The sequence below is a fragment of the Thalassospiraceae bacterium LMO-JJ14 genome (assembly GCA_021555105.2).
Lineage (GTDB): Bacteria > Pseudomonadota > Alphaproteobacteria > Rhodospirillales > Casp-alpha2 > UBA4479.
The window spans coordinates 2,634,983-2,661,001 of the sequence record CP134604.1 but is presented as its reverse complement, the minus strand read 5'-3'; the positions used below and the strand labels follow the sequence as shown (position 1 = coordinate 2,661,001).

General features: G+C 56.6%; 21 protein-coding genes. 14 read left to right on the top strand and 7 right to left on the bottom strand.

From position 1 onward, the window contains the following. Positions 1 to 6 precede the first annotated feature (6 nt). Positions 7 to 651 carry a ribulose-phosphate 3-epimerase gene (gene rpe / locus L2D14_12600; GenBank protein WNJ98707.1) on the top strand — a complete coding sequence of 215 codons (645 nt, stop codon included), beginning with the start codon at positions 7 to 9 and terminating at the stop codon, positions 649 to 651. A 7-nt stretch (positions 652 to 658) separates the two neighbouring features. Here the strand turns inward: rpe and L2D14_12595 are convergent, their stop codons facing one another. The 4 genes from L2D14_12595 to L2D14_12580 all read right to left on the bottom strand — a co-directional run bounded on the left by L2D14_12595 (position 659) and on the right by L2D14_12580 (position 3,841). Continuing rightward, complete coding sequence (locus L2D14_12595; GenBank protein WNJ98706.1) at positions 659 to 1,570, bottom strand: sulfite exporter TauE/SafE family protein; 912 nt, start codon at positions 1,568 to 1,570, stop codon at positions 659 to 661. A gap of 88 nt (positions 1,571 to 1,658) precedes the next feature. Beyond that, on the bottom strand, positions 1,659 to 2,174 hold the full coding sequence (locus L2D14_12590; protein WNJ98705.1) for a universal stress protein: 516 nt from the start codon (positions 2,172 to 2,174) through the stop codon (positions 1,659 to 1,661). A gap of 3 nt (positions 2,175 to 2,177) precedes the next feature. Next, positions 2,178 to 2,927: a TIGR02186 family protein gene (locus L2D14_12585; GenBank protein ID WNJ98704.1), complete on the bottom strand. Its 750-nt coding sequence runs from the start codon at positions 2,925 to 2,927 to the stop codon at positions 2,178 to 2,180. A gap of 2 nt (positions 2,928 to 2,929) precedes the next feature. Beyond that, positions 2,930 to 3,841, bottom strand: a complete 912-nt coding sequence (locus L2D14_12580; GenBank protein ID WNJ98703.1) for a sulfite exporter TauE/SafE family protein — start codon at positions 3,839 to 3,841, stop codon at positions 2,930 to 2,932. 278 nt (positions 3,842 to 4,119) lie between these two features. Here L2D14_12580 and L2D14_12575 point away from each other — a divergent pair, with 278 nt between their 5' ends. The 9 genes from L2D14_12575 to L2D14_12535 all read left to right on the top strand — a co-directional run bounded on the left by L2D14_12575 (position 4,120) and on the right by L2D14_12535 (position 17,490). Continuing rightward, positions 4,120 to 5,931 carry an AsmA-like C-terminal region-containing protein gene (locus tag L2D14_12575; protein ID WNJ98702.1) on the top strand — a complete coding sequence of 604 codons (1,812 nt, stop codon included), beginning with the start codon at positions 4,120 to 4,122 and terminating at the stop codon, positions 5,929 to 5,931. Positions 5,932 to 5,950: 19 nt separating this feature from the next. Next, the gene (locus L2D14_12570; GenBank protein WNJ98701.1) at positions 5,951 to 7,627 is read left to right on the top strand and encodes a monovalent cation:proton antiporter-2 (CPA2) family protein; all 1,677 of its coding nucleotides are present in this window, start codon (positions 5,951 to 5,953) and stop codon (positions 7,625 to 7,627) included. A gap of 173 nt (positions 7,628 to 7,800) precedes the next feature. Continuing rightward, positions 7,801 to 9,024: a hypothetical protein gene (locus tag L2D14_12565; protein ID WNJ98700.1), complete on the top strand. Its 1,224-nt coding sequence runs from the start codon at positions 7,801 to 7,803 to the stop codon at positions 9,022 to 9,024. 155 nt (positions 9,025 to 9,179) lie between these two features. Beyond that, positions 9,180 to 9,866: a DUF2927 domain-containing protein gene (locus tag L2D14_12560; protein ID WNJ98699.1), complete on the top strand. Its 687-nt coding sequence runs from the start codon at positions 9,180 to 9,182 to the stop codon at positions 9,864 to 9,866. Positions 9,867 to 9,915: 49 nt separating this feature from the next. Next, complete coding sequence (locus tag L2D14_12555) at positions 9,916 to 10,641, top strand: DUF2927 domain-containing protein (GenBank protein WNJ98698.1); 726 nt, start codon at positions 9,916 to 9,918, stop codon at positions 10,639 to 10,641. Positions 10,642 to 10,846: 205 nt separating this feature from the next. After that, positions 10,847 to 12,583, top strand: coding sequence for an ABC transporter transmembrane domain-containing protein (locus tag L2D14_12550; protein ID WNJ98697.1), 1,737 nt, complete (start codon positions 10,847 to 10,849; stop codon positions 12,581 to 12,583). After that, positions 12,580 to 12,792, top strand: coding sequence for a hypothetical protein (locus L2D14_12545; protein ID WNJ98696.1), 213 nt, complete (start codon positions 12,580 to 12,582; stop codon positions 12,790 to 12,792). Before L2D14_12550 ends, L2D14_12545 begins: the two co-directional genes overlap by 4 nt. Positions 12,793 to 12,829: 37 nt before the next feature. Beyond that, a complete protein-coding gene (locus L2D14_12540) occupies positions 12,830 to 16,096 on the top strand; it encodes an ABC transporter transmembrane domain-containing protein (protein ID WNJ98695.1) in 3,267 nt (1,088 codons plus the stop codon). Beyond that, a complete protein-coding gene (locus tag L2D14_12535) occupies positions 16,096 to 17,490 on the top strand; it encodes an HlyD family type I secretion periplasmic adaptor subunit (protein ID WNJ98694.1) in 1,395 nt (464 codons plus the stop codon). Before L2D14_12540 ends, L2D14_12535 begins: the two co-directional genes overlap by 1 nt. 24 nt (positions 17,491 to 17,514) lie before the next feature. Here L2D14_12535 and L2D14_12530 read toward each other — a convergent pair whose 3' ends face one another. After that, positions 17,515 to 17,970: an NUDIX hydrolase gene (locus tag L2D14_12530; GenBank protein ID WNJ98693.1), complete on the bottom strand. Its 456-nt coding sequence runs from the start codon at positions 17,968 to 17,970 to the stop codon at positions 17,515 to 17,517. Positions 17,971 to 18,068: 98 nt separating this feature from the next. Here L2D14_12530 and L2D14_12525 point away from each other — a divergent pair, with 98 nt between their 5' ends. Together L2D14_12525 and L2D14_12520 are read left to right on the top strand one after the other, a co-directional pair. Then, positions 18,069 to 18,407, top strand: coding sequence for a cyclic nucleotide-binding domain-containing protein (locus L2D14_12525; protein ID WNJ98692.1), 339 nt, complete (start codon positions 18,069 to 18,071; stop codon positions 18,405 to 18,407). 154 nt (positions 18,408 to 18,561) lie between these two features. Further along, on the top strand, positions 18,562 to 19,401 hold the full coding sequence (locus L2D14_12520) for a DUF502 domain-containing protein (protein WNJ98691.1): 840 nt from the start codon (positions 18,562 to 18,564) through the stop codon (positions 19,399 to 19,401). 8 nt (positions 19,402 to 19,409) lie between these two features. Here L2D14_12520 and recG read toward each other — a convergent pair whose 3' ends face one another. Further along, positions 19,410 to 21,491: an ATP-dependent DNA helicase RecG gene (gene recG / locus L2D14_12515; protein WNJ98690.1), complete on the bottom strand. Its 2,082-nt coding sequence runs from the start codon at positions 21,489 to 21,491 to the stop codon at positions 19,410 to 19,412. Between the two features lie 96 nt (positions 21,492 to 21,587). Here recG and L2D14_12510 point away from each other — a divergent pair, with 96 nt between their 5' ends. Together L2D14_12510 and mfd are read left to right on the top strand one after the other, a co-directional pair. Next, on the top strand, positions 21,588 to 21,839 hold the full coding sequence (locus L2D14_12510) for a succinate dehydrogenase assembly factor 2 (protein WNJ98689.1): 252 nt from the start codon (positions 21,588 to 21,590) through the stop codon (positions 21,837 to 21,839). Further along, the gene (gene mfd, locus L2D14_12505; GenBank protein WNJ98688.1) at positions 21,836 to 25,288 is read left to right on the top strand and encodes a transcription-repair coupling factor; all 3,453 of its coding nucleotides are present in this window, start codon (positions 21,836 to 21,838) and stop codon (positions 25,286 to 25,288) included. Before L2D14_12510 ends, mfd begins: the two co-directional genes overlap by 4 nt. Here the strand turns inward: mfd and L2D14_12500 are convergent. Beyond that, on the bottom strand, positions 25,285 to 25,992 hold the full coding sequence (locus tag L2D14_12500; GenBank protein WNJ98687.1) for an HAD-IA family hydrolase: 708 nt from the start codon (positions 25,990 to 25,992) through the stop codon (positions 25,285 to 25,287). The two genes, mfd and L2D14_12500, sit on opposite strands and share 4 nt — an antisense overlap. Positions 25,993 to 26,019 lie beyond the last annotated feature (27 nt).

Sequence of the window (26,019 nt, the reverse complement as noted above, 5' to 3'; positions counted from 1 at the left end):
AAACTGATGGTCAAAATCGCCCCCTCGATCCTGTCTGCCGATTTCGCTCGCTTTGGTGAGGAAATCCGCGCCATCGATGCTGCCGGGTGCGATTATGTGCATGTCGACGTCATGGACGGGCATTTCGTGCCCAACATGACGTTCGGCGCGCCGATCATCGCCAAGCTGCGACCGCACACCAAGAAACCTTTCGATGTGCATCTGATGATCGATCCGGCGCAATCTTATCTTGAGGAATATGCCAACGCCGGTGCCGATATCATCACGGTGCATGCGGAAGCCGACAAACATCTCGACCGTTCCTTGCAGGTCATCCGCGCGCTTGGCAAGAAAGCCGGCGTGTCGCTTAACCCGGCAACACCCGAAGGTGTGCTGTCCTACGTTCTCGACAAGGTTGATCTGATTTTGGTGATGAGTGTCAATCCTGGCTTTGGCGGGCAAAGCTTTATTCCGTCGCAACTGGACAAGATCCGCCGGATTCGTGAAATGATCGCAGATCGTCCGATCGAGCTTGAAGTCGATGGCGGCGTCAATGTCGATACCATTGCAGACGTAGTCTCTGCAGGAGCGGATGTGGTGGTCGCCGGCAGCGCCGTGTTCAAAGGTGACGATTACGCCAAGACCATCGGCGACCTGCGCGCTGCCGTTTAAGTCAGCATCAACTGATTACACGTATAATCGAGTAGAGATCGGCTGGTTTGGTCGCCAGATCTAGCAGCAGCTTGAGGGCGACCATTATCACCATCATAGCCAACAGACCGCGCAATTGTTCGCCATTGAGCTTGGCACCGAGGCGTGCGCCGAATTGGGCCCCGATGACGCCGCCGACAATCAATACGAGGGCGAGTATAATATCGACGCTCTGATTGCTGACAGCCTGCAAGATGGTGACGTTCGCGGTGACGAATATGATCTGGAAAAGGGATGTGCCGATTACGACCACGGTTGGCATGCCGAGGATGTAAATCATCGCCGGGACCATGACGAAACCGCCGCCGACCCCCATAATTGCCGAGAGCAAACCGACAAAGATACCGACGGCAAGCGGCAGCAGGGCGCTGATATAAAGTCTGGAACGGCGGAATTTCATTTTGAACGGCAGACCATGCGTCCAGTTATGGACGTGGCTTTTTTTCCGCTTCTGCGCCTTTTGAGCGCGCATCGCATTAATGCTTTCGATAAGCATCAGGCCGCCGATAATGCCGAGAAATACGACGTAGCAGATGTTGACCACCAGATCGACCTGACCGATGGCCTTCAGGGCGGAAAACACCCAGACCCCGATCGTTGACCCTATCAAGCCGCCGATCAGCAGTACCACGCCGATCCTGATATCGACATTCCCGCGCCGCCAATGCGCCAGAACGCCGGAAATGGATGCAGCCACAATCTGGTTCGCGCCGGTGGCAACGGCAACGGCGGGGGGGATGCCGATGAAGATCAGCAGCGGCGTCATTAGGAATCCACCGCCGACACCGAAAATGCCGGAAAGCGCACCGATACCCCCACCGATTGCAAGCAACAGGTAAACGTTAACGGATAGCTCGGCTATGGGCAGGTAAATATCCATGAAAGTCCATTGGCGTTTCGGCTTCGCCGACGAAACCGCCGGGACAAAACGATCTAACGATCAAGCCGACGGCGTTTAACAGAAGGCATCAGGTTATCAGGGCGATTTCTTCTTCGCTCAGACTTCCAGGGACGATGGTGACGGGCACGCGCAACTTGCCCGCCATTTTCTCAACCAGATAGGAAATCAGGGGGCCTGGACCGTCGGTTCCCGATGCGGCGCCGAGAACAAGTAGCGATATCCCGTCCTCCTCTTCGATCAGATTTACGACTTCCTCACGAAGCTTGCCTTCGCGAATATAGAGAACAGGCATGTTGCCCATACGCTTTTGAACGACCGATGCAACGACATTGAGCATTTCTTCCGCTTCTTCGCGGGCTTCTTCTCGCATGCGTTCGCCAACGGCCATCCAGTGCTGGAATTCTGCCGGCTCTATAACATACAAAAGTGCCACGCGGCCGTTGGAATTATGGGCGCGGCGGCAGGCGAACTGCAACGCGGCGGCAAATTCCTCGGTTTCGTCGACGACGCAGAGAAAGGTCCGGCCGGTAAGCTGTTTTGCCGGTGCTTCTTCAGCATTTTGATCTTCGGTGCTGTCACTCATGGCCTAACTCCTCCTGAAGGCGGCGTTGGCAAGCCAGCCGGCAACACAGGCAATGATAACGGCAAATATGCCATAAAGAAGTGATTGATTATGTGCAAAGTCATAAATCTCGGCTTCCAGGCCAAATTTCCGCACATGTAAAAGTGTCGTCTCGCTGGTAATTACCTCTTGGTCGCGTACCAGATAGGTTTCAATTGCAAATTCGCCAACGGACACGTTGGCAGGAAAATTGATTTTGGTTCTGAACAGCATGTCATTCAGAAACAGTAACGGTGATACATCTTCGGAATAGAGTTTCTTCCGTACTTTGTCGCGGATAAGGGCCGCGCGGAAGGCAATAGCCTCGGCTGAATTGGCGTTTTTATCGGTAGGCTGAATGGTTATTTCATCAAGACCGATCTGAAGCCGCGTCAGTGTGTCGGCGGGCAGAACATCGAACACAGGACGGTTGGAGGCGACCCAGTAATACGAAGGAAGGTCGTTGAACTTCAGGTTCTCGGTATTGACCCAAATGCCGAATTTGCGCTCCTTCAGATGCACGGTCTGGTTCTCGAGCGGGCCGCGTACGACCACGATCACGTCGCCGTCGCCGCGCTTGGCACCGAACAGTAAAAGCTCCGTTCCAGAAAATGCCGCCGTGATCTGTACGATCGGCGCTGACAAATCGATGACAAGGTCTTTGGCATGCAGGCTTGATCCGCCGAGCAACAGTACCAGAAACAGGACCAGAGATTTGCCGTTACGTTTCAACATGATCAGTGTCCTCCGACGCCGAAAGAGTAGGGATCGGCAGGTGCAACTACCAGATCGAACGTCAATTTCAGGCAGACAGCGATAACGATCAACGCCAGCATACCACGCAATTGCTCTCCTTGCATGCGACCGCCAAAACGCGCACCGATTTGCGCGCCGATGACGCCGCCGATCAGCAGCAATAGTGCCAGCACGATATCGACGGCATAGTTTGAAACAGCCTGCAGCACCGTCACGTTGGCGGTTACGAAAATAATCTGGAACAGCGATGTACCGACAACCACGGCTGTCGGCATGCCAAGCAGATAGATCATCGCCGGTACCATGACGAAACCACCGCCGACCCCCATGATTGCCGACAGGATACCGACTAAAACCCCGATCAGGATCGGCAGAATGGCACTGATATATAGGCGGGACTTACGGAACCGCATCTTGAACGGCAGACCGTGCATCCAGTTATGTGAATGACTGCGTTTTCGTGCCTTTGACTTGGAGGCACGCATGGCGTTGATGCTTTCGATCAGCATCAGTGAACCGATGATGCCCAGAAACACTACATAGGACAGTTTGATGACCAGATCGATTTGGCCGAGCCCCTTGAGGATCGTGAATAACCAGACGCCGAAGCTTGATCCGATGACCCCGCCGATAAGCAGCAGCAGCCCCATTTTCAGGTCGACATTCCCACGCCGCCAATGCGCAAGCACACCGGAAACCGAACTCGCAACGATCTGATTGGCTTCTGTCGCGACCGCGACGGCGGGGGGGATGCCGATAAAAATCAAAAGCGGCGTCATCAAGAAACCGCCGCCGACACCAAACAGTCCGGACAGGAACCCGACACCCCCGCCCATCCCCAGAATGAGGAAAATGTTCACCGAAACTTCGGCGATGGGCAAATAAATCTGCATCGAGCGGCAGCTCCGGCCGGGAAGTCACGCCTGACGGCGAGGGGAATAAATACCGAGTAATATCAAGCTTCTATGGCAGCTCTTGTTGAATGTCAATGAGGATGCATGAAAACGGTCATATTTTAGCCTTGGAGATGTTTCAGATTCCGCGTTTACGATTTATGCACGAGTTTCGGAGATTACTACGGGAACAGAATGTATGTCGGGCGTCTGTTATATTGGGCAGAAATAGTGTCCGTTATCTGGCGGCACCGTGATTGATATGGCTGGAATTCGACGTGAGAAAAACGCCTGAACTGGTCGATGACGCTGACGCAGGGGCTCTCGACCCGGAAAATTCCTGGATGGTTGAAGTCGAAGGTGCGCCATCGCGATTCCCGCTGCTTGCTAAATTCGGCATTGCTCTGGGGATGCTGACACTCGTTTTTGTCGCTTTTCTTGCGCTTGGCCCGATGGTGCTTCCGGCATCGCTGACGGTGTCATATGCCGAACGGCTTTTAACCCGGGCCACCGGCGTCGATATGGTGATCAAGGGAGGCCATTCGTTTCGTATCCTCCCGTCACTGCGACTTGAGGCTCAAAATGCCGTATCCAGGGATGAAGCGTCCCCGCTCAATCTGAACCTGCCGTATCTGGCAATTGAATTCAGTGCACTTGGTGCACTCTCAGGCAGCGCGGACCTTGAGCATTTTTTAGCGCGCGATCCTGTCATCCGCTTCCAGAGTGGAAAAATGTTGGTCGATACATCGGGCCAGGTGCCCGAAATTGACCGCGCCTGGGGCTGGTGGCGTGACATGAGCCTTAAACAGATAAAGATCGAAAACGGCGCACTACTCCTGTCGGATAGCAGATCCGGCCGTATGCTGAAGCTGGAAGGCTTTACGGCAGCAAGTACTGCCCCAGGCGAAGGACAGGTCAATGACGGTTTGTTCATTAATGGAGCGGGGACGCTTAACGGTCGGGACATCAAACTCGGCATTTCAGCTTCAAATCCGCAATTGCTTGTTTCGGGAAACCGCTGGCCTTTTGAACTGTCGGTCAATTCGGCTCTTCTGAGCGGAACGTTCAAGGGGTCGATTGCCGTTCGTGAGCGGACGGTGGGTGATGGCGAGATGAAGTTGTCCAGTTCCGATATTGTTGAGCTGAACCACTGGATAGGCCCGTTCCTGCCGGCGAGGAACCCGGGCTCAATGGCGTTGAATGCAACTGTCGATTTTGCCGGTGATGTCCTTGATGTGCGCCGTATGGATTTGAAATTCGGAGATACGTCGCTCAGCGGCAATGTAAAACTCGAGGCTATGTCGTCAGGCGCGCCGGTCGTGAATGGCCGTTTCGATGCGGAGACACTTGATCTGGGCACTGCGCCTGTGGGAGATGCCATGGTTGTGGCGGAAGCGCCGTTGATGATTCCTGGCATGCCGAGCGGTAAAATCGAAATATCGTGGCAGCGGGCACGCTGGATGAATGTGCTTAGCGGTGCGGGACACGCGCGTATTGAACGTCAGCCGTCGACACAGCGGCTCAGTCTTATTCTGGATGATACAGCCATTTATGGCGGAACGATGCGTGGCCTCTTTACACTTGATGCTTCTGAAGGCATGCGTGCACTCAACATCGAAGGCCGGGCTCTCGGCGTCAACATCGGTCCGTTATTGAGCGGCGATGCCAAGCATGCTGAGCCGTTATTGAGCGGCCGGTCGACGATCGAACTAAACCTTTTTTCGGTCGGCGGGACAGCAAAAGAACTGATAGAAGCGCTGACCGGTGAAGCCGAAGTCGTTGCACAAGATGGCCAACTGATGATCATGGAGCTTGTCCATGGACTTGTTCCGGAGGCTGAAAACGGGCTGCCTTTCAAGTCTTTGAATGGGCGTTTCACGATTGCACAAGGAATAGCCGTCAGTGATGACCTTTTACTCCGTTCCGGGAAGTTGAGTCTCGTCGGCAAGGGGCGCGTGGATCTTGCCGACTGGACGATTGACCTGAATATAGGCAGATTGGGAAATGATGGCGGCACACGCTCGCTGACACGCTATCGGGTTAGTGGCCCGGCTGGGGAAATGCACGTTGAACCGATTAACGGTTCTTAAATCCGGGAGCAGGGGTTGAATGGTTGAGATTCTAAGTCTGCTGGGAGCGGCGGTCGTTGCCGTGCTGATCTCCATGCGACTCGGTCTAGGCTCACAATTCGGCTACCTTGCAGCCGGCGCCATTATCGGCCCTTACGGAATTGGCATGATCACCGATGCGGAAAACCTCCGCCATATCGGCGAATTCGGTGTGGTCTTTCTGCTGTTTATGATCGGCATAGAGATGAAACCGCAACGGTTGTGGATCATGCGGCGGCTTGTTTTTGGTCTTGGCGCCCTGCAAGTCGTTTCTACCGGTGCCATCATAGCTGCAGGCGTACATTTCATTTTCGATCTGAATGTAAAAATCGCCTTGGTGATCGGGTTCGGCTTGGCGTTGTCATCGACGGCGTTCGGCGTTCAGATGCTCTCCGAAAAGAACGAACTGACCAGTCATCATGGGCGTGTCAGTTTTGCCATCCTGTTGTTCCAGGATCTTGCAGTTGTGCCGTTGATCGTGATTTTGCCGCTGTTCAGTGGCGATGCTATTGCAGTCAGTACTTCAATGGGCCTCGCTATGGTCCAGGCGGCGGCCATCATTTTGGTGGTGGTGCTTGTCGGCCGATACGCTATCGGTCCTGCCATGCACGCCATAGCCCGGATCGGCAATAGCGATACGTTCGTTGCCATGGCGTTGTTAATGGTGCTCGGTTTCGCCTGGGCGATGAATCAGGTCGGCCTTTCTCTGGCACTGGGCGCATTCATGGCCGGCGTCATGCTGGCTGAGTCCGAATACCGTCACCAGATCGAGGCCGATATTCTGCCGTTCAGGGGGTTGTTGCTCGGGTTGTTTTTCATGGGTGTCGGCATGAGCCTGGACCCCGGACCGTTGACCGACCATACCTCTGATATCATTTTGGCAACAATATTACTTCTGATGTTGAAGACGGTCATGACGTTAGGCGCTGCGTTGTTGTTCAAGGCGCCGTTTGCCGTCGCGATCCGTAGTGGTTTTCTTTTGTCGCAGGCAGGTGAATTCGGCTTTGTCGTTTTCTCGCTGGCTGTGGGCGAGGGTATATTGGCACCCGGACTTGCGGACATTTTGGTGGCTGTGGTGGTTATCAGCATGATCCTGACGCCGGGCATGGTTTGGGCCGGAGTGAAACTGGCGGGGAAGATTGCGCCGATGGTCCCCGGCGAGGTGCATGGTGCCGTTGCCGAGGACGTTCGCCCTGTGCTGATTGCCGGTTTCGGGCGTGTTGGTGAAACTGTCGCCAATATGCTGTCGGCAACGGGTGTGCCATATGTTGCCATCGACACCGATGCCGACCGTGTCAAACGAGCCCGTAGGCATGGATACCATGTCTATTTTGGCAGCGCCGGTCGCCCAGAAGTGCTGCGCTCGGTCGGCGCGCAGCATGCGCGGTTGATCGTAGTAACGCTGGATGATCCCGTCGTCGCCGAAGGCATGATACGAACCGTACGCCGGTTGTATCCGCATGTGCCGGTCCATGTCCGTGCACATGATTGGGATGTTGCCGATACCTATGCCGAGATGGGGGTGGCTCATGCGATGCCGGAAACCGTCGAAGCGAGCCTGCGGCTTGGTGCTGCAGCGCTTGAAGCAGCCGGTGTGGATGTTGAGAAAAGACGCATTTTATTCGAAGAGTTAAGTGCAGAAAATTTCGCAAAAATGCGTCGTTTCCGCCGCTTTTAGCTTCTTTTTCCCAAAATTCAGTGGCCCCCGTTAATGGCCTGATTCATGGATTGTTAACCACGTAGTGGCAACATGTTCATGGGATTTGCTGCCCTGAAAATATCCTTCTGTAGTTTCAGCGGCGGCAGTTGGGTGCGCTTATTCGAGCGCAACGGAGACAAGGGAGCGCAGTTATGCGCAAACAATCGATTATATTGATCAGTGCCGTCGTTTTAGCAGCCGCGAATATGCACAGTGCCATCGCTGATGGTACGGGCGCACCGGGAATGGTGCCGCAGAACAGTATTCATCCGAGTGTTGCAGCCGCATCGCCGAGTGTGCAGCCGTCCATCCCTGGGACAATGAGCCACGTTCCATCACAGCCGGTCGCATATCAGGACCCTCAGCGTGGATACATGCTGGTTGCACCTGCGGGCGCGCGTTTCCAGGAGCGGCCAGGTGGACAACAAATCGCCATCCAGTCGCGCAAGGGGTATGGCGTCAATATTCAGACCGGTGATGCCAATCCTGGAATCGGGACACGGCAGATGTTCTATAAACTTGAAGCGCAGTATCTTGGTGAAGGAAAGCCCTGGGCCCGAAAACTTGCCGAAGGAGATCTGGTGATTGCCGGGTTGCCGGCTGGATATGCGCTATACGAAGCCGGATCGACCAAGACGAGGGTCGTTATCGCCCGTGGGGCGAAGACGGATTTTGTCTTCATGTTCTTCGCGCCTATAAGCCATTTCGAAAAACTTTCTGTTGAATTTGAATGGATTCTTGCCGGCTTTCGTCCGGCACGGGCAGAAAAACCTGCAGAGCCTGCCCATATGGCGCAGCCGGAGGAAGCGAAGGAAAAACAGCCGCCGTTACGGGCCGAAAATGCGCCGGAAGCAAATCCTGCCGGTCGCCCGCAGGTTGCCGAGGCTGCAAGTGCGCCTGACGTTATCGTTTTTTCCGAGGCCGGATATGGTTACCGCGTCGAGTACCCGTCGGCCTGGCAGTTCGAGAAGCTGAGCGCGTTCACCAATGCCATCAGCGGGCCACGAGGCACCCCGGCTTATGACGCCATTGTCTCCTTACAGAACGTCAGGCCCGCAGGTGAGGGGGACGTGGCACTTGTTGCGATTGAAAATCTGAAAGCGAATTTGGCTCAACAGGCCCGCGGGGTCCAGTTCGTCGGCGAGAAACCGGTGACTTATGCCAAGTACGGACTAAAGCTGGAAGGACATCAGTTTGTCGCCAGTTATGACCATCAGGGCCAACGCTTCCGCAAGTGGGCGTTGGTGATCCCCAGGCCTGAAGGGGGGATTGCCCATATCTGGTCATATACGGCGCCGGCGTCGCAATTCGATACCTATCGGCCGGTTGCCGAACGGATACTGAATTCACTTAAAATTGACGGTGGCGAGGGTTAGATCCGACCCCGTTGCGTGCTAGACTTCGTTTTATGATTATGACTGCCCTGAAAAGACCCGAAGTACGGGCGCGTCTATGTGTGCTGGCGCTTGTTCTGCCGTTCATGACAGCAGTTTCGCCCACGCATGCCCAGGAACCTGGGGCGGACGATCTCATGAGGCATTTTGATAACGTTGTGTTCGGTGCGGAGATCGAGGGCGTCAAACCGACCGAGCATATCCAAAAATGGATGACTCCGATCCGCGTCTCGATCACTTCCATGCAGGGCAAGATGATCGCCAAACCGGACGGCAAACGGGAGTTGAAACTGAGCTTCGTGCCGCCCGCCAAAGCGCATGTCGATATGATCCGTAAGCATTTGACGACGCTTGTAAGGCTGACCGGTGCGAAATCCGAGAAAAGCGACAAGGAAAAAGGCAAGCCGGCAAACTTCATCATCAAGTTTGTCCCCCGGCTTGCCATGGGGCAGCCATTCGTCGCCAATGATGTCGATCCGCAGGTCCTCAAGCGTCTGGGGCAGGCAGGCGTTTGTTATTTTCTCAGCCGCTCGATCCGTACCGGCGCCATGTTCCGGAGCCTGATCGTCGTGAATGCTGAATTGCCGCCGGATCAGATGGATGCTTGCTTGCTTGAGGAAATGACCCAGGCTATGGGACTTCCAAATGACAGTGATCTTGTGACACCATCCATTTTCAATCAGAAATCAACCCTGCGGACCCTCACGAATAGCGATCTGATCATGCTGAAAACGCTTTATGACAAGCGCTTGCCCGCGGGAACGCCACGTCTCGATGCGCTTCGTATCGGGCGGGAAATCATGAGTGAACAGCTTGGCCAGTAACGCATTTTGTCCCTGTATCCGTCTGGCCGTGATCGTCGTCGGGTTGCTGATGCCGTTGCACGCCTTTGCGGATACACTCAATCCCATTCCTTCCGTGAAGGACATCCGGCGTTTTGCCGAAGATGTGGTGATCAGCTCCAAGCCGGGGACGCGGCTGGTCAAATGGACGCACGCACCGACCGTCCGTCTCGAAACCAAGGTCGCGGGACCACGGGATGCATCGACGGGGCGGGCTGTTCCCGTACCGGCTCAGACCCACGAAATATATTATGCAGCGCTTAGAAGCCATATTCAGGATCTTGCCGAACTTACCGGCATGCCGATCCGTCTGATGCCGCGCGATATTGGCGTCGGCGGTGATATCGTAATCACCATCGTGCCAAGGATGCAGATGTCGGGATTGTCGTTTCCCGGTGTTTCCAAGCAGACATTAAGCCAGATAATGGGGCCGAGCCGCTGCTTCTTCATCATCTGGCCGACCCGGGAATGGGCGGTCAGCAAAGCCCGGATTGTAATTAATTCGATACTTGATGATGATCATATAAAGCATTGTTTATTAGAGGAATTAACACAATCACTAGGCCTTCCAAACGATAGCGATCGCCTGCGTCCCTCGATCTTCAATGAAACGGCCATGTTGCAGAAGCTCTCCGATCTGGATCGCATTCTGATCCGAACAGTGTATGATCCACGGATCAATCCGGGGATGGATCTGGGGGCATTCCGCGACAAGGCGGAGACTGTTATCGGTTCCTATATGGCAGTCCCGGAATAGGCGTTTTGCGGCCTTGAAATATTCTGCCGTTAAGGATGCTGTCAGCGCTGTTCGCCAAGCTTATCAAGGGTTTGCCGCAGCAATGCCGGTGCGCTGATAAGGGTTTATTAACAACAAAAGCCTAAACCGGTATGCGGACCCTTGTCTTTGCGGGCAGGGCTGCAGGAGCGGAAGGATCGGCTGCGTTGAGCGGCCGGAAAAATGCATGGGCTTGGCTGAAAAGCTGAAAACGTCGAAGCCGCAGGGCAACGAGCTTGGCCGTATTTCGTATACGCCAGGCGGCGTGTTTGACCTGATCGTCGCTTCGGTTTTTATCAATCTGCTGGCGTTGGCGATGCCGCTGACGCTGCTGCAGGTCTATGACCGCATTATCCCGAATTCAGCAGAAGGAACGCTTATTCTGCTTATCAGCGGGGTCGGCACGGCGTTGATCCTCGAAGCCTGCCTGCGGCAGGGCCGGTCCTACGTCAGTGGCTGGATGGGCGCGCGCTTCGAACATCTGGCGGGTGTGGCTGCGGTGGAACGGCTGCTCAACGTCTCAATCGTCGACTACGAGCGCCAAGGGTCAGGGGTGCATCTGGAGCGTTTCAATGCTCTCGGCCCGCTTAAGGAATTTTATGCCGGTCAGGCCATTCTGTCGCTTTGCGATCTGCCGTTTGCGGTCCTGTTTCTGAGTGCCATGTATTATCTGGCGGGGCATCTGGTTCTTATTCCGATCGCCCTGATTATCTTCTTTGCCCTGGCTGCAATGGTTGTCGGCAGCAGGCTGCGCAAAGCGTTGGAAAGCCGGATGATGGCCGATGACCGCCGGTACAGCTTCATCATTGAGGTTCTGGGCGGTATCCACACCGTCAAGGGGCTGGCCATGGAAGAGCAGATGATCCGCCGATACGAGCGTCTGCAGGAAACCTGCGCTACTGCCGATTACAATGTTGCTCTGCATTCATCCACGGCCAGTTCGACCGGCGCTTTGTTTTCGCAATTGGTCCTGTTTTGCGTTGTCGGCTATGGCGCGACGTTCGTCATTGACGGCGAACTGACCGTCGGTGGTCTGGCCGCCTGCACCATGCTGGCAGGGCGCTCCATGCAGCCGTTGCAAAAAGCCGTCGGCATCTGGACCCGGTTCCAGTCGATCCAGTTGTCGCTCGACCGGGTCCGGCAACTATTTCATATGGAAGAGGAAAAGCCTGCCGGTCTGCCGCTCCTGCCGCCGATCCGCGGCAACCTGAAGCTCGAAAACATGAGCTTCTCATATGGCAAGAACAAGGACGGTGAAGACTTGCCGGCAGTGTTCAAGAACATCAATCTGGAAATTGAATCAGGTGAAACCATTGGCATCACGGGTTCAGGGTCCAGCGGCAAGACTACGCTTTTGTACATTATCATGGGTGTATTCGCGCCGGCCGAGGGCAGGATATTGGCCGACGGCCTGGACCTGCATCAATACGACCCGTCCAGTATACGCCGCCAGATCGCCTACTTGCCGCAGGAAGGTGCGCTGTTCAACGGGACAATCCTGGAAAACGTCACGATGTTTCGCGACGAGAAGATTGACGAGGCGTTGGATATTTCACGCCTTCTCGGTCTGGACAATGTTGTTGCACACATGCCGCATGGCTATGAAACCAAGGTTGGCGACGGTGCCGGCGACAAGCTGCCCAAGGGGATCAAACAACGTATCGCCATCGCCCGTGCGCTTGTCGACAAGCCCCGCGTTCTGTTGTTCGACGAAGCGAATGCGGCGATGGACAGTGCCGGCGATTCCACGCTCCGTAACCTGTTAGAACGCTTAAAGGGCAGGGTTACCCTGATCCTGGTGACGCCACGCCCATCCATGCTCAGCCTTGCGGACAGAATTTTTGATATCGAAGACGCTCATCTAGTGGAACGTCAGCCGGAGAGCGAAAAGATCGGAACCTCACAAGGGAAGGGGAACTCATGATAATCGCGAAACTGAAAAAGCTTGAAGCTTCCGATGGTGGCCTTGGTGCTGCCTGTAGCTATAGCCTCGATGAAGGCAAACCATCTGCTGGCGCCGGGCAAACCGAAAATAACAGAAAAAGCCATACCCCCGAGGCGGAGCTTCGGATGCTTTCCGTTCCCCGTGACGGATGGCTGGGTGGCCCCGGCAGGCACTTCAATTTCGGCTGATACGACAGTAACGGAAAGGCACAGGTAACAGACTCGGATGAGCGGTATACTCTCAAAAATCGAAGCACTGGATGACGCCGAAGACGGCGTTGTCGAGCCTGTCGATACCGCCGTAGACAGGGTCTTCGGTGACAGAGATAGCTCGTCCACAAAACAGCCACGCATTGAAAACAGACCACGGCCGCCGCAAGCCCGTCCGGCACCTTCCGGTCAACCGTCCGCAGCGCAATCGCCTGGGGCAGCTGCCGCTCAGCCCGCATCCGGCGATGAACGAGGCGTTCCCATGCCGCCGATCGAGGCACGCAAACGCCCTGCGGCCAAAAGACCGGAGTCGCCATCGGTTGCCGGAAGCTCAGCCAGAGGGCCACGTCCTAATGTAAAAATGGAACGCGAAACGACGCCAAGAACGGAAACACCGGCGTCGAAGTCCGCACCTGCTTCTGCTCCGAAAGTCAGCCCGCAAACCGCCCGCAAACCTGCCCCTGCTGCACGCCAACAGCCAGAGAAACCGCCCGTACAAAGAGCAGCACAAAAGCCCGTACAAAAGCCTGCGCAAACACAGGAAGAACGCGACGCCCTCGCTGACAAGGCCTTGGCTGCGCTTCAGGCACCGGCCAAGGGAGGGCGCGTGCCGCCCCGCCTGCGTAAACGCAAAGAACAGGCTGTTGACGCAATAACACCGCGCAAACCAAAGGCTGCGCCAAAACAGCCTTCAGCACCTGCACCTGCGAAGCCCGCAGCAAGTCAGCCGCCGCCGGATGACGGGCGTCGCCGCGTCGGATTGCCGGAAAAACTGCAGCGCAAACAGCAGCCCGCACAACCTGCCGCAAAGGCCCCGCCGCAGGCGGCGGCCAGAAAAGCGCCGCCATCGCCCCGCACACCGCAACCAGCTCAACCACAGGCAAGGCAGCCTTCCGCGCCGCCGTCGCCGAAAGTCAATGCGCCAGGGACGGCCAAGACTCCGCATACGCCACCACCGCTTCCTGCATTGCCCGGTGTGTTCGAGCCGCTGCCCAAGTACGAGCATACTTCCCCGGCGGATGGTGTGCCGACGGCAGTAACCGAACGTGCTGCAATGCCACCGCTGCCCCCGGCACCACCCGGCGGCTCGGGGGGAGATGGTGGCGGGGAAGTGCCGCGGCCAATGCCTTTGCCGGAACAAGGTCCGCCGGCGCACAGTGACCCGGCCTTGGCCTCGCTGAAGGAAGCGACAGATCTTTCGATCTGTCTTTTGGAATTGCTGAAGGCACTGAACTGGCGCGGCGACAAACGCCATATTGCCGAAGCGTTACCTCACTTCACGAACGAGCTCGATATCACCTCGTTCAGAAATATCATGGCGACGCTGCACTACCAGAGCCGCCCTGTGAAAATGCGCCTGACGAAAATCGATCCGCGCTTGTTCCCATGCCTGTATCTTCCTGAAGAAGGCGATGCGGTCATTTTGCTGAGCTATGAGCCGGATGGCTTGCGCGTTTTCGATGGCGGTATGAATCAGGAACGTGTGATGCCGCGTAGTGAAATGCGCGGCACGGTATATTTCTTCAGTCCCGTCGATACAGACGAAATACAGTCAACCCAAACCAAGCTCGGTTGGTTCCGTGCGGTCACGGAACGTTTTCGTGCACTGGTTTATCAAACACTCGGGATTACCTTCATACTCAATATTCTGGCGCTCGTGACGCCGCTGTTCGTGATGGCGGTCTATGACAAGGTTGTGGCGACAGGCTCGTTACCGACATTGGCTTTCTTCGCTTTCGGTGTCGGCATTGCAATCGGCTGCGATATTATCCTGCGCATGATCAGATCGAAGATCATGGCGTTCATCGGCGCCCGGCTGGACAACATTATCGGCATTGCCATCTTCCACAAAATTCTGTTCCTGCCACCGACATTTACCGAGCGTGCGACGATTGGTGCACAGATTGCCCGTATCAAGGATTTTGAAACGATCCGCGACTTCTTCACGGGCCCCATGGCACTTGTTCTGTTCGAATTGCCGTTCGTGTTCATCTTCATCATAACCATTGCCGCGCTAGCCGGGCCGGTGGTTTTCATATCTGTCATCATGATGGCGTGCTTCTTCATCCTTGGGCTGATCATAACGCCACTGCTGCGTCATTCGGTCGGCCGTGCGGCGCGCGCATCGTCCAAGAAACAGGAACTGATCGTCGAAACCCTCAGCGGTATGCGCGCGGTCAAGTACTGCGGCGCAGAAGAAAAATGGATGGAGCGGTTCCGCGAATACTCGGCGACGGCAGCTCTCAACAGTTTCTATACGGCACAGCTTTCCGCGCTGATGCAGACGATTTCGCATGTTTTAATGATCTCGGCCGGATTGGGGACCATAATTTTCGGTGTATTCCGGGTCATGAACGGTGATATGTCAGTTGGCGGGCTGGTGGCGTCGATGATTCTTGTGTGGCGGGTTCTGGCGCCGCTGCAGACCGGCTTTATCTCGCTGACGCGCCTGACACAGGTGAAATCCTCGATCGCACAGATCAACAACCTGATGAATATCAAGGGTGAGCGCGAACAGCATACGCTGGTCAATCCGATCAAACAGATTGAGGGGTTTGTGACTTTTGCCCGGGTTTCGATCCGCTACAGCCCGGATAGCGACCCGGCTCTGGTCGGTGTCAGCTTCGATCTCGAACCCGGAGAAGTTCTGTGTATTGTCGGCGGGAACGGATCCGGTAAATCGACTGCGTTGAAACTTCTGGCAGGCATGTATGCGCCGCAAGCAGGTTCGATCCGTATCGACAACATGGATATTCGTCAGATGGATACGGTCGAGCTTCGCCATGCCGTTGCCTATGTGCCGCAGACTGTTCAGTTCTTCTATGGAACGATTGCGCAGAACCTGCGCCTGGCGCATCCGACAGCGACGGACGAGGATATTTATCGTGCCTGTGAAATGGCGAGTGTGCTCGACGATGTCCTGGCACTGACACAAGGTTCGGGGAAATGGAAACGGGACGGTTTCGAAGTCCGCATCGGCGATTCCAGTTCCGGACAAATGCCGACCAGTTTGCTGCAGCGGCTCAATCTGGCGCGGGGTTACCTCAAACGTTCACCGATCATGTTGTTCGATGAGCCTGGCAACGGTCTTGATTTCGCAAGCGATCAGGCATTTATGAAGAACGTGGATCGGATGCGCGGCGATACGACAATTCTGATGGTGACGCACCGTCCAAGCCACCTTCGTCTCGCCGATAAGATTTTATGGCTCGAATACGGGAACGTACGTGCTTTCGGACCCGCCGCTGACGTTCTCAAGCAGATGCCGAAGGACTTTGTGTGATGGCTGACGGATCGCAGGTTACCGAGCAGAATTATGCCGCGCCCCCGGGGGAACCGGAGAAAGACCGGCGTAAGAAAATTCGCCGCGGCGACCGCCAAACGCGTTTTCTGGCACAATCGGTTATTCTCGAAGAAGGTGGCAGTTCCGGGCTGATCCGGGGCGCAATGCTGACGATTTGCATTGTCATCTTGCTGTTTCTTGGCTGGTCGATGGTTACAAATGTCGATGAGGTTGCGGTCTCGTCCGGTGAAGTCATTCCGTCGGGGCAGGTGCAGGCGCTACAGCACCTCGAAGGCGGTATCGTTAAACAGATCCTTCTGGAAGAGGGGCAGCTGGTCGAACAGGGGCAGGTTTTGATCGCCCTTGATGAAACCGCCGCCGTTACCGAACTGCAAAAGCTGGAAGCTCGCCGCGCCGGTCTTGAAATACGCTCCGAACGGCTACGCGCGCTTGGTACGGGCGGCGTTCCAGATTGGTCCAAGGTCGGTAGCCGTTATCCCAATATGCTCAATGATCAGCAGCGTATTTACGAAGGCTCGCTGGAGGCGTTTTTCAGTCGCCAGGAAACGATCCGCAAACAGATTGAACAGCGTCGTTCCGATCTTCAGGCCCTCGATGAGCGGGAACAGACCCTGACGCGCACGGCGGAAATCTTCGCGGAAGAACTCGAAGTGCGGGAAAAACTCTACAAGGAAGGGCTGACATCGAAGATTTCATATCTCGACGCCAAACGCTCCATGAACACGGCGCGAGGTGAATTGGCGGATCTGATTTCCGAGCGTGAGCGGGCAAGTGAAGCGATCAAGGAATCGCAAAGCCGCCTTGATGAGATCGAAACAGACTTCCGCGAGCAGGCACTTGCGGAACTGAGCGAAAGTGCGAACGAACTCATCCAGGTTGAGGAAGCACTGATACAGGCTCGCGACCGGGTGCGCCGACTCAAAATATCTGCACCGGTCCGTGGTATTATCAAAGGTCTCAAAATTCACACCATCGGCGGCATTATTCCGCCGGGTGAAATTATTACGGAAATTGTGCCGCTTGATAAGGAACTGGTCATTGAAGCAAAAATCAAACCGCGCGATGTCGGCCATGTGCGGATCGGCCAGCCGGTGGTGGTGAAGGTCACGACCTATGACTTCGCCCGCTTTGGCGGCATTACCGGCGAGCTCAAGGATGTTTCCGCATCGACGTTCCTCGATGAAAAGGGTGAGCCCTATTACAAGGGGATCATCGAGCTTGATCGTAATTACGTGGGACACGACCCATCGCAGAACAGGGTGATGCCGGGTATGACAGTGCAGGCGGATATCAAGACCGGCAAGAAGACCTTGTTCGAATATCTTCTGAAACCTGTTTACAGCTCGGTATCGACGGCATTCCGCGAGCGGTAAATCATGTGCTGGTTCAAGGCGTCGTCACGAATGCGATTCTTGCCATAGTGTGTGCGCCTTATCGATGACCCGTAAGGTTTCGCTCCACAATTGCAGGCCTTCGAGATCAGCCAGTGAAAACCATTGGGCATCCGCAGCGTCGCCCCCGGCTATCGGTTCCGCCACGGCATCGGTCGTGGCCCACAGATCGACGAGGGTATAGTGATATTTGATGCGGCCATCCGGGTCGGGGGTAATTGAATCCACAACATCAACCAGTCCGCGGATTTCTGCCGTCAGCCCGGTTTCCTCCTGAATTTCCCTAAGTGCCGCCGCATGGACGGTTTCACCGATTTTCTGGGCGCCGCCGGGCAGACTCCAGCTCCCTAAGCGTGGTGCTTTGCCTCGCTTGATCAGGACGACACCCTTGTGACCGACGATGACCGCGCCGATGCCGACGAGAGGTCGCTGCGGAAACTCGCGGCCTGTGTTCTCCGTCATAGCTGCTCCCGTGTTTCTTCACTTACAATTGGCCGTCATATGAATAAAATACAGCCTGAAAAGGCAATTAAAATGTCCAATATATAACGGGGGTGGGTGTGGCTGATATTCTTGAGCGCCGGACGCTGAAATCCGGCGATACAGTATTCCGTGAGGGTGAACAGGGCAGCAGTGCCTATGTCGTCCAATCCGGGGAAGTGGTCATTACCCGCCAGCAGAATGGTGAAGAAGTGGAGTTGGCCACTATCGGTGTCGGCGGTATATTCGGCGAAATGGCGTTGATTGACGAACAACCGCGAATGGCAACGGCCAAAATTAAGGGCGGAGCAACGATCGTCACCATCACGAAGACGATGTATCAACAGAAGCTGAAAACGACGGATCCCTTTATCCGTGCCTTGCTGCGTATACTGGTCGAAACTGTCCGAAATAAATAACGGGAACATTCACACATAACTGCGCTGCCACGAGATTTCACAAAATCACATGGCACGTATGGTGAAGTCGCCATTACGGCTGCTGAGGAAACGCTGCTTGATGTTAATGCGTTTCTGGGCACCAAATAGCATGTCTGAAGGAAAGGATTAAAGAATGACACCGGCGGAACCGGAAAAGGGTGGTGATATGGACGAAGGAACGGTGCCTCATCGGCCGCGGATGTCCCTGTCGCAACGCTTGAGGGCATATCTGTTTGCCGGTGTTCTGGTAACGGCACCGATCTTCATAACGTTTTATCTGGCATGGCTGTTCGTGACTTTTGTCGACAGCAAGATCAATCCGCTGATACCGGCCAAGTACAATCCGGAGTCTTATCTGCCGTTTGCGGTGCCGGGTTTGGGCCTTGTGGTCCTGATTATCGCCTTGATGCTGGTCGGTGCGCTGACCGCAGGTTTCTTCGGCCGGTTGTGGATGCGTTTTTCAGAGCGAATTTTGAGCCAGATGCCGGTGATCCGGAATGTGTATTCAGCGGTGAAGCAAATACTTGAAACCGTATTGGCGCAGCAATCGAACGCTTTTCGCGAAGCTGTACTGATCGAGTATCCGCGGCGCGGCATGTGGGCAATCGGCTTCCTGACCGGTCAGACGAAAGGCGAAGTCCAGAACCTGACGGAAGAAGACTGTATCAACGTGTTCCTGCCGACAACGCCGAACCCGACATCGGGGTTTCTGCTGTTTGTGCCAAAGAAGGATCTCGTGCCGCTGTCGATGACAGTCGAGGATGCGATAAAGATGGTTATTTCCGGTGGTATTGTGACGCCGCCCGATGAGCGTCCCGAGGCGCAGCGCAATACACCGGTCGTTTCCGCCCAGACTTATGAGGATTTGGATGTGCTTCGCGAGAAGGAAGGAAATCCGGTTCTACTGGCGAAAAATACCCGCCCGGGAGATCGCCATGAGAGTGCAAAAACGCCCAGTGACGGTAAGGACTGACCAGCGGGTCAGCCCGAACGCAGATAACGGATCGCCGCATCCCGTTCGAACAGATACAGCAATTGACGAAGCGCATTGCCGCGCGCGCTTTCCAGTTCAGGATCGTTCAGCAAGATCAACTCCGCATCGTCGCGGGCCATCGTCAGCAAATCGCCATGTGAAGCGATATCGGCGAGTCGGAATTCCGGCAGGCCGCTCTGGCGCGTACCAAGCAGTTCCCCGGCACCCCTGAGTTCCAGATCCTTTTCGGCGATGACGAAGCCGTCATCGGTTTCACGCATGGTCTTCAGGCGTTCCCTTGCCGTTTCGCCGATATGACCGGCATGCAGCAGCAGGCAAGTGGATTTATCAGCGCCACGGCCGATACGGCCCCTGAGCTGGTGCAATTGCGCGAGGCCGAAGCGTTCGGCGTGCTCAATGACCATAACGGTTGCTTCCGGTACATCGACGCCGACTTCGATGACCGTGGTGGCGACAAGGATATCGATTGAACCGTCCTTGAATGCCGCCATTACGGCATCTTTTTCCGCCCCCTTGAGACGCCCGTGCACAAGGCCGACCCGCTCGCCGAAGATCGACTTAAGATGATCGTAGCGCGCCTCGGCAGCCGCCATGTCCGAAGTTTCGCTTTCCTCGATCAGCGGGCATACCCAATACACACGCGCTCCTGACTCGCGCGCTCGTTTGACGGCGGCAACCACCTCGTCCAGACGTTCCTGCGAGATCAACACGGTCTGTACCGGTTTCCGCCCGGCCGGTTTTTCGGTCAGCCGCGATACGTCCATGTCACCATAGGCCGTCAGCATCAATGTGCGCGGTATCGGTGTTGCCGTCATTACCAGCACGTCGACGGCGCGGCCCTTGGCGGCCAGCGTCAGGCGTTGGTGCACACCGAAGCGGTGCTGCTCGTCGATCACGGCGACGCGCAGGTCCTTGTAGTCGACATCGTCCTGAAAAAGCGCGTGCGTACCGACCGCCAGCCGTGCGGCGCCGGATTTGAGCTTTTCCAGCAACTCTTCGCGTTTCTTGCCGCGTTCTCGACCGCTCAGCAGGATCGGCTGTAGGTCTGCCGACGCGGCCATCGTCGATAGGGTCGCAAGATGCTGGCGGGCGAGAATCTCCGTCGGCGCCATGAGGACCGCCTGGCCACCGGCCTCGACGGCGCTCAGCATCGCCATCAGTGCAACGACGGTTTTTCCCGACCCGACATCGCCCTGCAACAATCTGAGCATGCGGTGATCGGCGGCAAGATCGCCGTCGATTTCAGAAATCGCGAACTGCTGTGAATTTGTCAGGGTAAAAGGCAGGGCGGCGAGCACCTTCGCGCGGAGACTGCCATTGCCGACCAGCGCCAGACCCTTGGTTTTTTTCATGTGTGCGCGTACCAACGCCAGCGCCAACTGGTTCGACAGCAGCTCGTCATAGGCAAGGCGGCGACGCGGCGTCGTTTCTGGGTCGAGATCGCTGTCGCTTTCAGGCGCGTGCACTCTCATGACGGCGTCCCGCCAAGCCGGCCACTTTTCGCGTGCGATCAACGGCCCGTCGAGCCATTCGGGTAATTCAGGCGGGATCTCCAGCGCTGCAGCCATTGCCTTGCCGAGCACCTTCAGCGACAGGCCGGCCGTCAGCGGGTAGACCGGCTCAACCTTGCTCAGGGAGTCGATTTCCTGCTGCGTGCCGATATGGTCCGGATGCGTCATCTGCAGCGTATCGCCGAATTTCTCTATTTTGCCGGAAACGACGCGGACTTCGTTTTCAGGTAATTGCTTTGCAAGGTAGTCGGGACGGGCGCGGAAAAACACAAGGTTCATGGCGCCTGTGTCGTCCATGCCGACGATCTTATAGGGCGCACGTTTGTTGAACGGCGGATAATGCTTGGTAATGCGGAGCGTAATGGTGGCGATACTGTCGGGCCGTGCATCGGCGATTTTCGGCTGATAACGGCGATCGATGATGTCTGTCGGCAGGTGCCAGATCAGGTCGATAATATGCGGCCCGGCAACCTTTTCGATCAATTCGGCCGTGCGTGCGCCGACGCCTTTCAACGACGTCACGGGCTTAAACAGCGGAAACAGGTTTTCTGGACGCATGGTTTGTGTTTCTGGCCCTGACAATTGCCGATCAAGGGGCTATATCCTTGTCCTGTATCCTAGGCGCACTGACAAACATGGAAAAGGACTGAGGTCGTGGACGCTCGCCGAAAACGCCTGATTTACCGCGCAACCCACTGCGGCATGAAGGAGAACGACGTGCTTTTGGGCCGGTTCGCACTGGCCCGGCTTGCGGATCTGAGCGAAAGTGAAGCCGATCAGTTCGAAAACCTCATGAATCATTCCGACAACGATCTCTATAACTGGGTCACCGGCCGCGAGCCGACACCGGACATGGTCGACAGCCCGTTGTTGCGCATGATCAAAGAGTTCAACGGCACGCTGTGAGCATTCCCGTAGAGAAAATTCTCGCACCCGGCAGAAATGACGTCGGCGGTGCCCCCGAAGGTGCGGACGTTCTGCTTGCCGCAGAACTGGCAGGCCATGCAGCAGGGGCAGGGCGCGATGTGCTGTTTGTACTTCGCGACGATGCGGGGCTGGCACGCCGCGCCGCCATCGCCGCGTTTTTCGCGCCTCAAATCGAGGTCATCGAACTGCCAGCCTGGGATTGTCTGCCGTATGACCGGGTTTCGCCGCGCCGTGCACTGGTCGGCCGCCGGCTCGCCGCACTCGGCCGCCTTATCGCGCCATCGCCGAATGGTCGGCTGGTCCTGACAACGGTGTCGGCGCTGTTGCAGAAAGTGCCGCCGCGGCATTTTCTCGAAGGTGCGGGCAAAGAGCTTGCACACGGTACGCGCATCGAACCGGACGAACTGGTCCGCGAGTTGGAGCGTTTCGGCTTTAACCGCATCGAAACCGTGACCGAGCCCGGCGAATACGCGGTTAGGGGCGGTATCGTCGATGTCTATCCGGCGGGCGCGGGCGGGCCGATCAGGCTGGATTTCTTCGGCGATGAGTTGGATACGCTGCGTACCTTCGATCCGGCGACACAGCGATCGACCGGTGAAATCGACACCGTCACCCTGACCCCGGTCAGCGAAGCCCCGTTGGATACAGACGCAATCTCGCGCTTTCGCACCAAGTACCGAGAGATGTTCCAGACATCCGGCTCGGATGATCCGCTCTACGAAGCAATCAGCGAAGGTCGCCGCCATCAGGGGTTCGAACACTGGCTACCGTTGTTTCACGACAAGCTGGAAACGCTGTTCGACTATCTGCCGGGCGCTGCCGTTCTGCTTGATCACCAGGCCGAACCGGCGATGCAGGCCAGACGTGATCTGATCTCTGAATACTTCACCGCACGTCAGACCATATCCGATGTCGACAGTGGCGTGCCGTACCGGCCTGTGCATCCCGACCATATGTTTGTTGACGCAGAGGCTGTGCAGGCGGGCTTCAAGGGCCGCGCGGTCGCGGACCTTTCACCTTTCGAGACCGGCGGCATGGATATCGGCGCCACCATCGCGCGCGATTACGCCGATGTGAGGATCGACCCCAACGCCAACGTTTATGAAGCGGTGGCACAGGATGTTCGCGCGTTTGCCGCGAACGGCAAGCGCATCGTCATTGCATGCTTCAGCGAAGGCTCCCAGGAACGGCTAAAGCATCTGCTGGTCGAGCACGGTGCGCCGGAACAGCGTGCTGCCGACCATGACGATGCCAAACCGGGCGAGACGGTCACGGGCGTTATCGGTCTCGACCGGGGATTTAACTTCGCAGATCTTACGGTCATTACCGAAAGCGACATGCTGGGCGAGCGCATGGCCCGGCCGGGCCGGCGCCGGATACGCCCGGAGAATTTCATCGCCGAGGTTTCATCACTGGTGCCGGGCGATCTTGTCGTGCATGTCGATCACGGCATCGGCCAGTTCATCAATCTGGAAACCATCGAGGTCGGCGGCGCACCGCACGATTGCCTGCAGCTCAAATACGCAGGTGATGCCAAGCTGTTCCTGCCGGTCGAAAACGTCGATCTGCTGACGCGTTACGGTTCCGAAGACGCTGGCGTGCAATTGGACCGGTTGGGTGGAGCCGTATGGCAGGCGCGTCGTGCAAAGATGAAGGAACGGGTCCGCGAAATGGCGGACGAACTGATCAAGATCGCCGCTGCGCGGGAATTGAAGACCGCGCATCGTTTCGTTACCCATGAAGGGGCGTACGATGAATTTGCCGCGCGCTTCCCATTCAATGAAACCGAAGATCAGCTCGAAGCCATTTCCGATGTCCTTGGCGACCTGCAGAAAGGCCGCCCGACCGACCGGCTTGTTTGCGGTGATGTCGGCTTCGGCAAGACCGAAGTTGCGCTGCGGGCCGCTTTCGCCGTCGCCATGGAAGGCAAGCAGGTCGCCGTCGTCGTGCCGACAACGCTGCTTTGCCGCCAGCATTACATGACCTTTGCCGAACGCTTCCGGGGCTTCCCGGTCCGCGTCCGGCAGTTGTCCCGCATGGTGACCCAGAAGGATATGCTCGAAACCAAGGACGGGATGAAGAAAGGTGACGTCGATATCGTCATCGGGACGCATGCCCTGTTGGCCAAGGATGTCGGGTTTCGCGATCTGGGGCTGCTGATCGTCGATGAAGAGCAGCACTTCGGCGTGGCGCACAAGGAACGCCTGAAGGCGCTCCGTGCCGACGTACATGTGCTGACGCTAACCGCAACGCCGATTCCGCGCACCCTGCAGATGGCGCTTACGGGTATCCGTGAAATGAGCCTGATCGCGACTCCGCCGGTTGACCGTCTGGCCGTGCGTACGTTCGTTCTGCCGTTCGATCCGGTGATCGTCCGCGAAGCCATTCTGCGCGAACAGTACCGGGGCGGGCAGACGTTCTATGTGTGTCCGCGCATCAATGACCTGGAGAAGGTTGCCGACCGGCTGCGTGAGCTTGTCCCCGAGGTAAAGATGACGATGGTTCACGGACAGATGCCCGTGGCCACGATCGAGGATACCATCTCGCGCTTCTACGACGGTGCGTTCGATGTATTGCTTTCGACCAACATCATCGAAAGCGGTCTTGATCTGCCGGCCGTCAACACCATCATCATTCATCGTGCCGATATGTTCGGCTTGGCCCAGCTATATCAGCTTCGCGGCCGTGTCGGGCGTTCCAAGACACGGGCCTATGCATATCTGACCCTGCCGCCGGGACAGTTGCTGACAAAGACGGCGGAAAAACGTCTCGAGGTCATGCAGACGCTCGACAGTCTCGGCGCCGGGTTCACACTTGCCAGTCACGATCTGGATATTCGCGGTGCCGGCAACCTTTTGGGTGACGAGCAGTCCGGCCATATCCGCGAAGTGGGGATCGAACTTTACCAGCAGATGCTGGAAGAAGCCGTCGCCGATGCGCGCGGACTTTCGGGGCATGACGAAGGCGAGTGGTCGCCGCAGGTGGCGCTCGGCATGCCGGTGTTGATCCCGGACTGGTATGTGTCCGATCTGACGGTGCGGATGGGGCTCTATCGGCGTATTGCATGGCTCAAGGACGCCGACGAAATCGAACAGACGGCGGCCGAAATGATCGACCGCTTCGGTCCTATACCGGCTGAGGCGGAAAACCTTCTGGAAGTCGTGAAGATCAAACAGCTTTGCCGCCGTGCCGGTATCTCGAAACTGGATGCCGGTCCCAAGGGGGCCGTGGTGCAATTCCACAACGATCAGGTCGCCGACCCGGGGAAACTCGTCGAATGGCTGACGGCGCAGAAGGGTACAGCAAAACTGCGGCCCGATCACAAGCTGGTTTTCTCGCGCGTCTGGGATACGCCGAAAGAGCGCATGAAAGGCCTTGAGTATCTGGCCGGAGAATTGGCCAAGGTCAATACCGCCGATGCGGCCTAGGACCCGAGGAACGCATCCACGAATGCCTGCATGCTGTCGAAGGTTGCCATCGGCACCGCCAGCTCCGCACCGTATCCGGAATGTCCAAGACCGCGCCCGGTGCGGTTAATCCAGACGATATCAAGGTCCAGAAGGTTTGCCGGACGGACATCGGCGCGCAGACTTTGCGCCACATGCAGAACCCGGTGCGGCGGAATGTCGCGTGCCGCCAGATCGGTCAGCCCGAGTATGAAATGCCGCATGGCAGGCTTATAAGCCTGTGCACGCTCTGCCGTGACGATGATCTCGAAGCAATTGCCGAGGCGGGCATGGGATTTGGCGAACGATGCATCGTCCATGTTGGTATAGGCGCCAAGAACAAAACGTTCCTTGAGGCGGGCGAGGGCATCGACACTATCGTCATAGGGAGGCCAACCACCGACTGATTGAGCGAACACGGCTTGCTCAGCAGGATCGGGGGTGACGCCATATTCATCGGCAATATAAGCAAAGGCCGAACGTAATATACGCGGATAATCCCTGCACGGCGATAACGTCTGGTAATGGGCCCGCGCGCGGTCGAATGCATCCAGCAGCTCTGCACCGGAGGCTGAGACATCGTTCCGTTTCGCCCAGTCACCGAGCGTATTCAGGATATTCGGTTCCCAATCGATCAGGGTGCCGTAGACATCAAATGTAAGGGCATCGTAGTTGCCTGGGTGCATGGCTCATTCCTCTTGATAAATTATCGA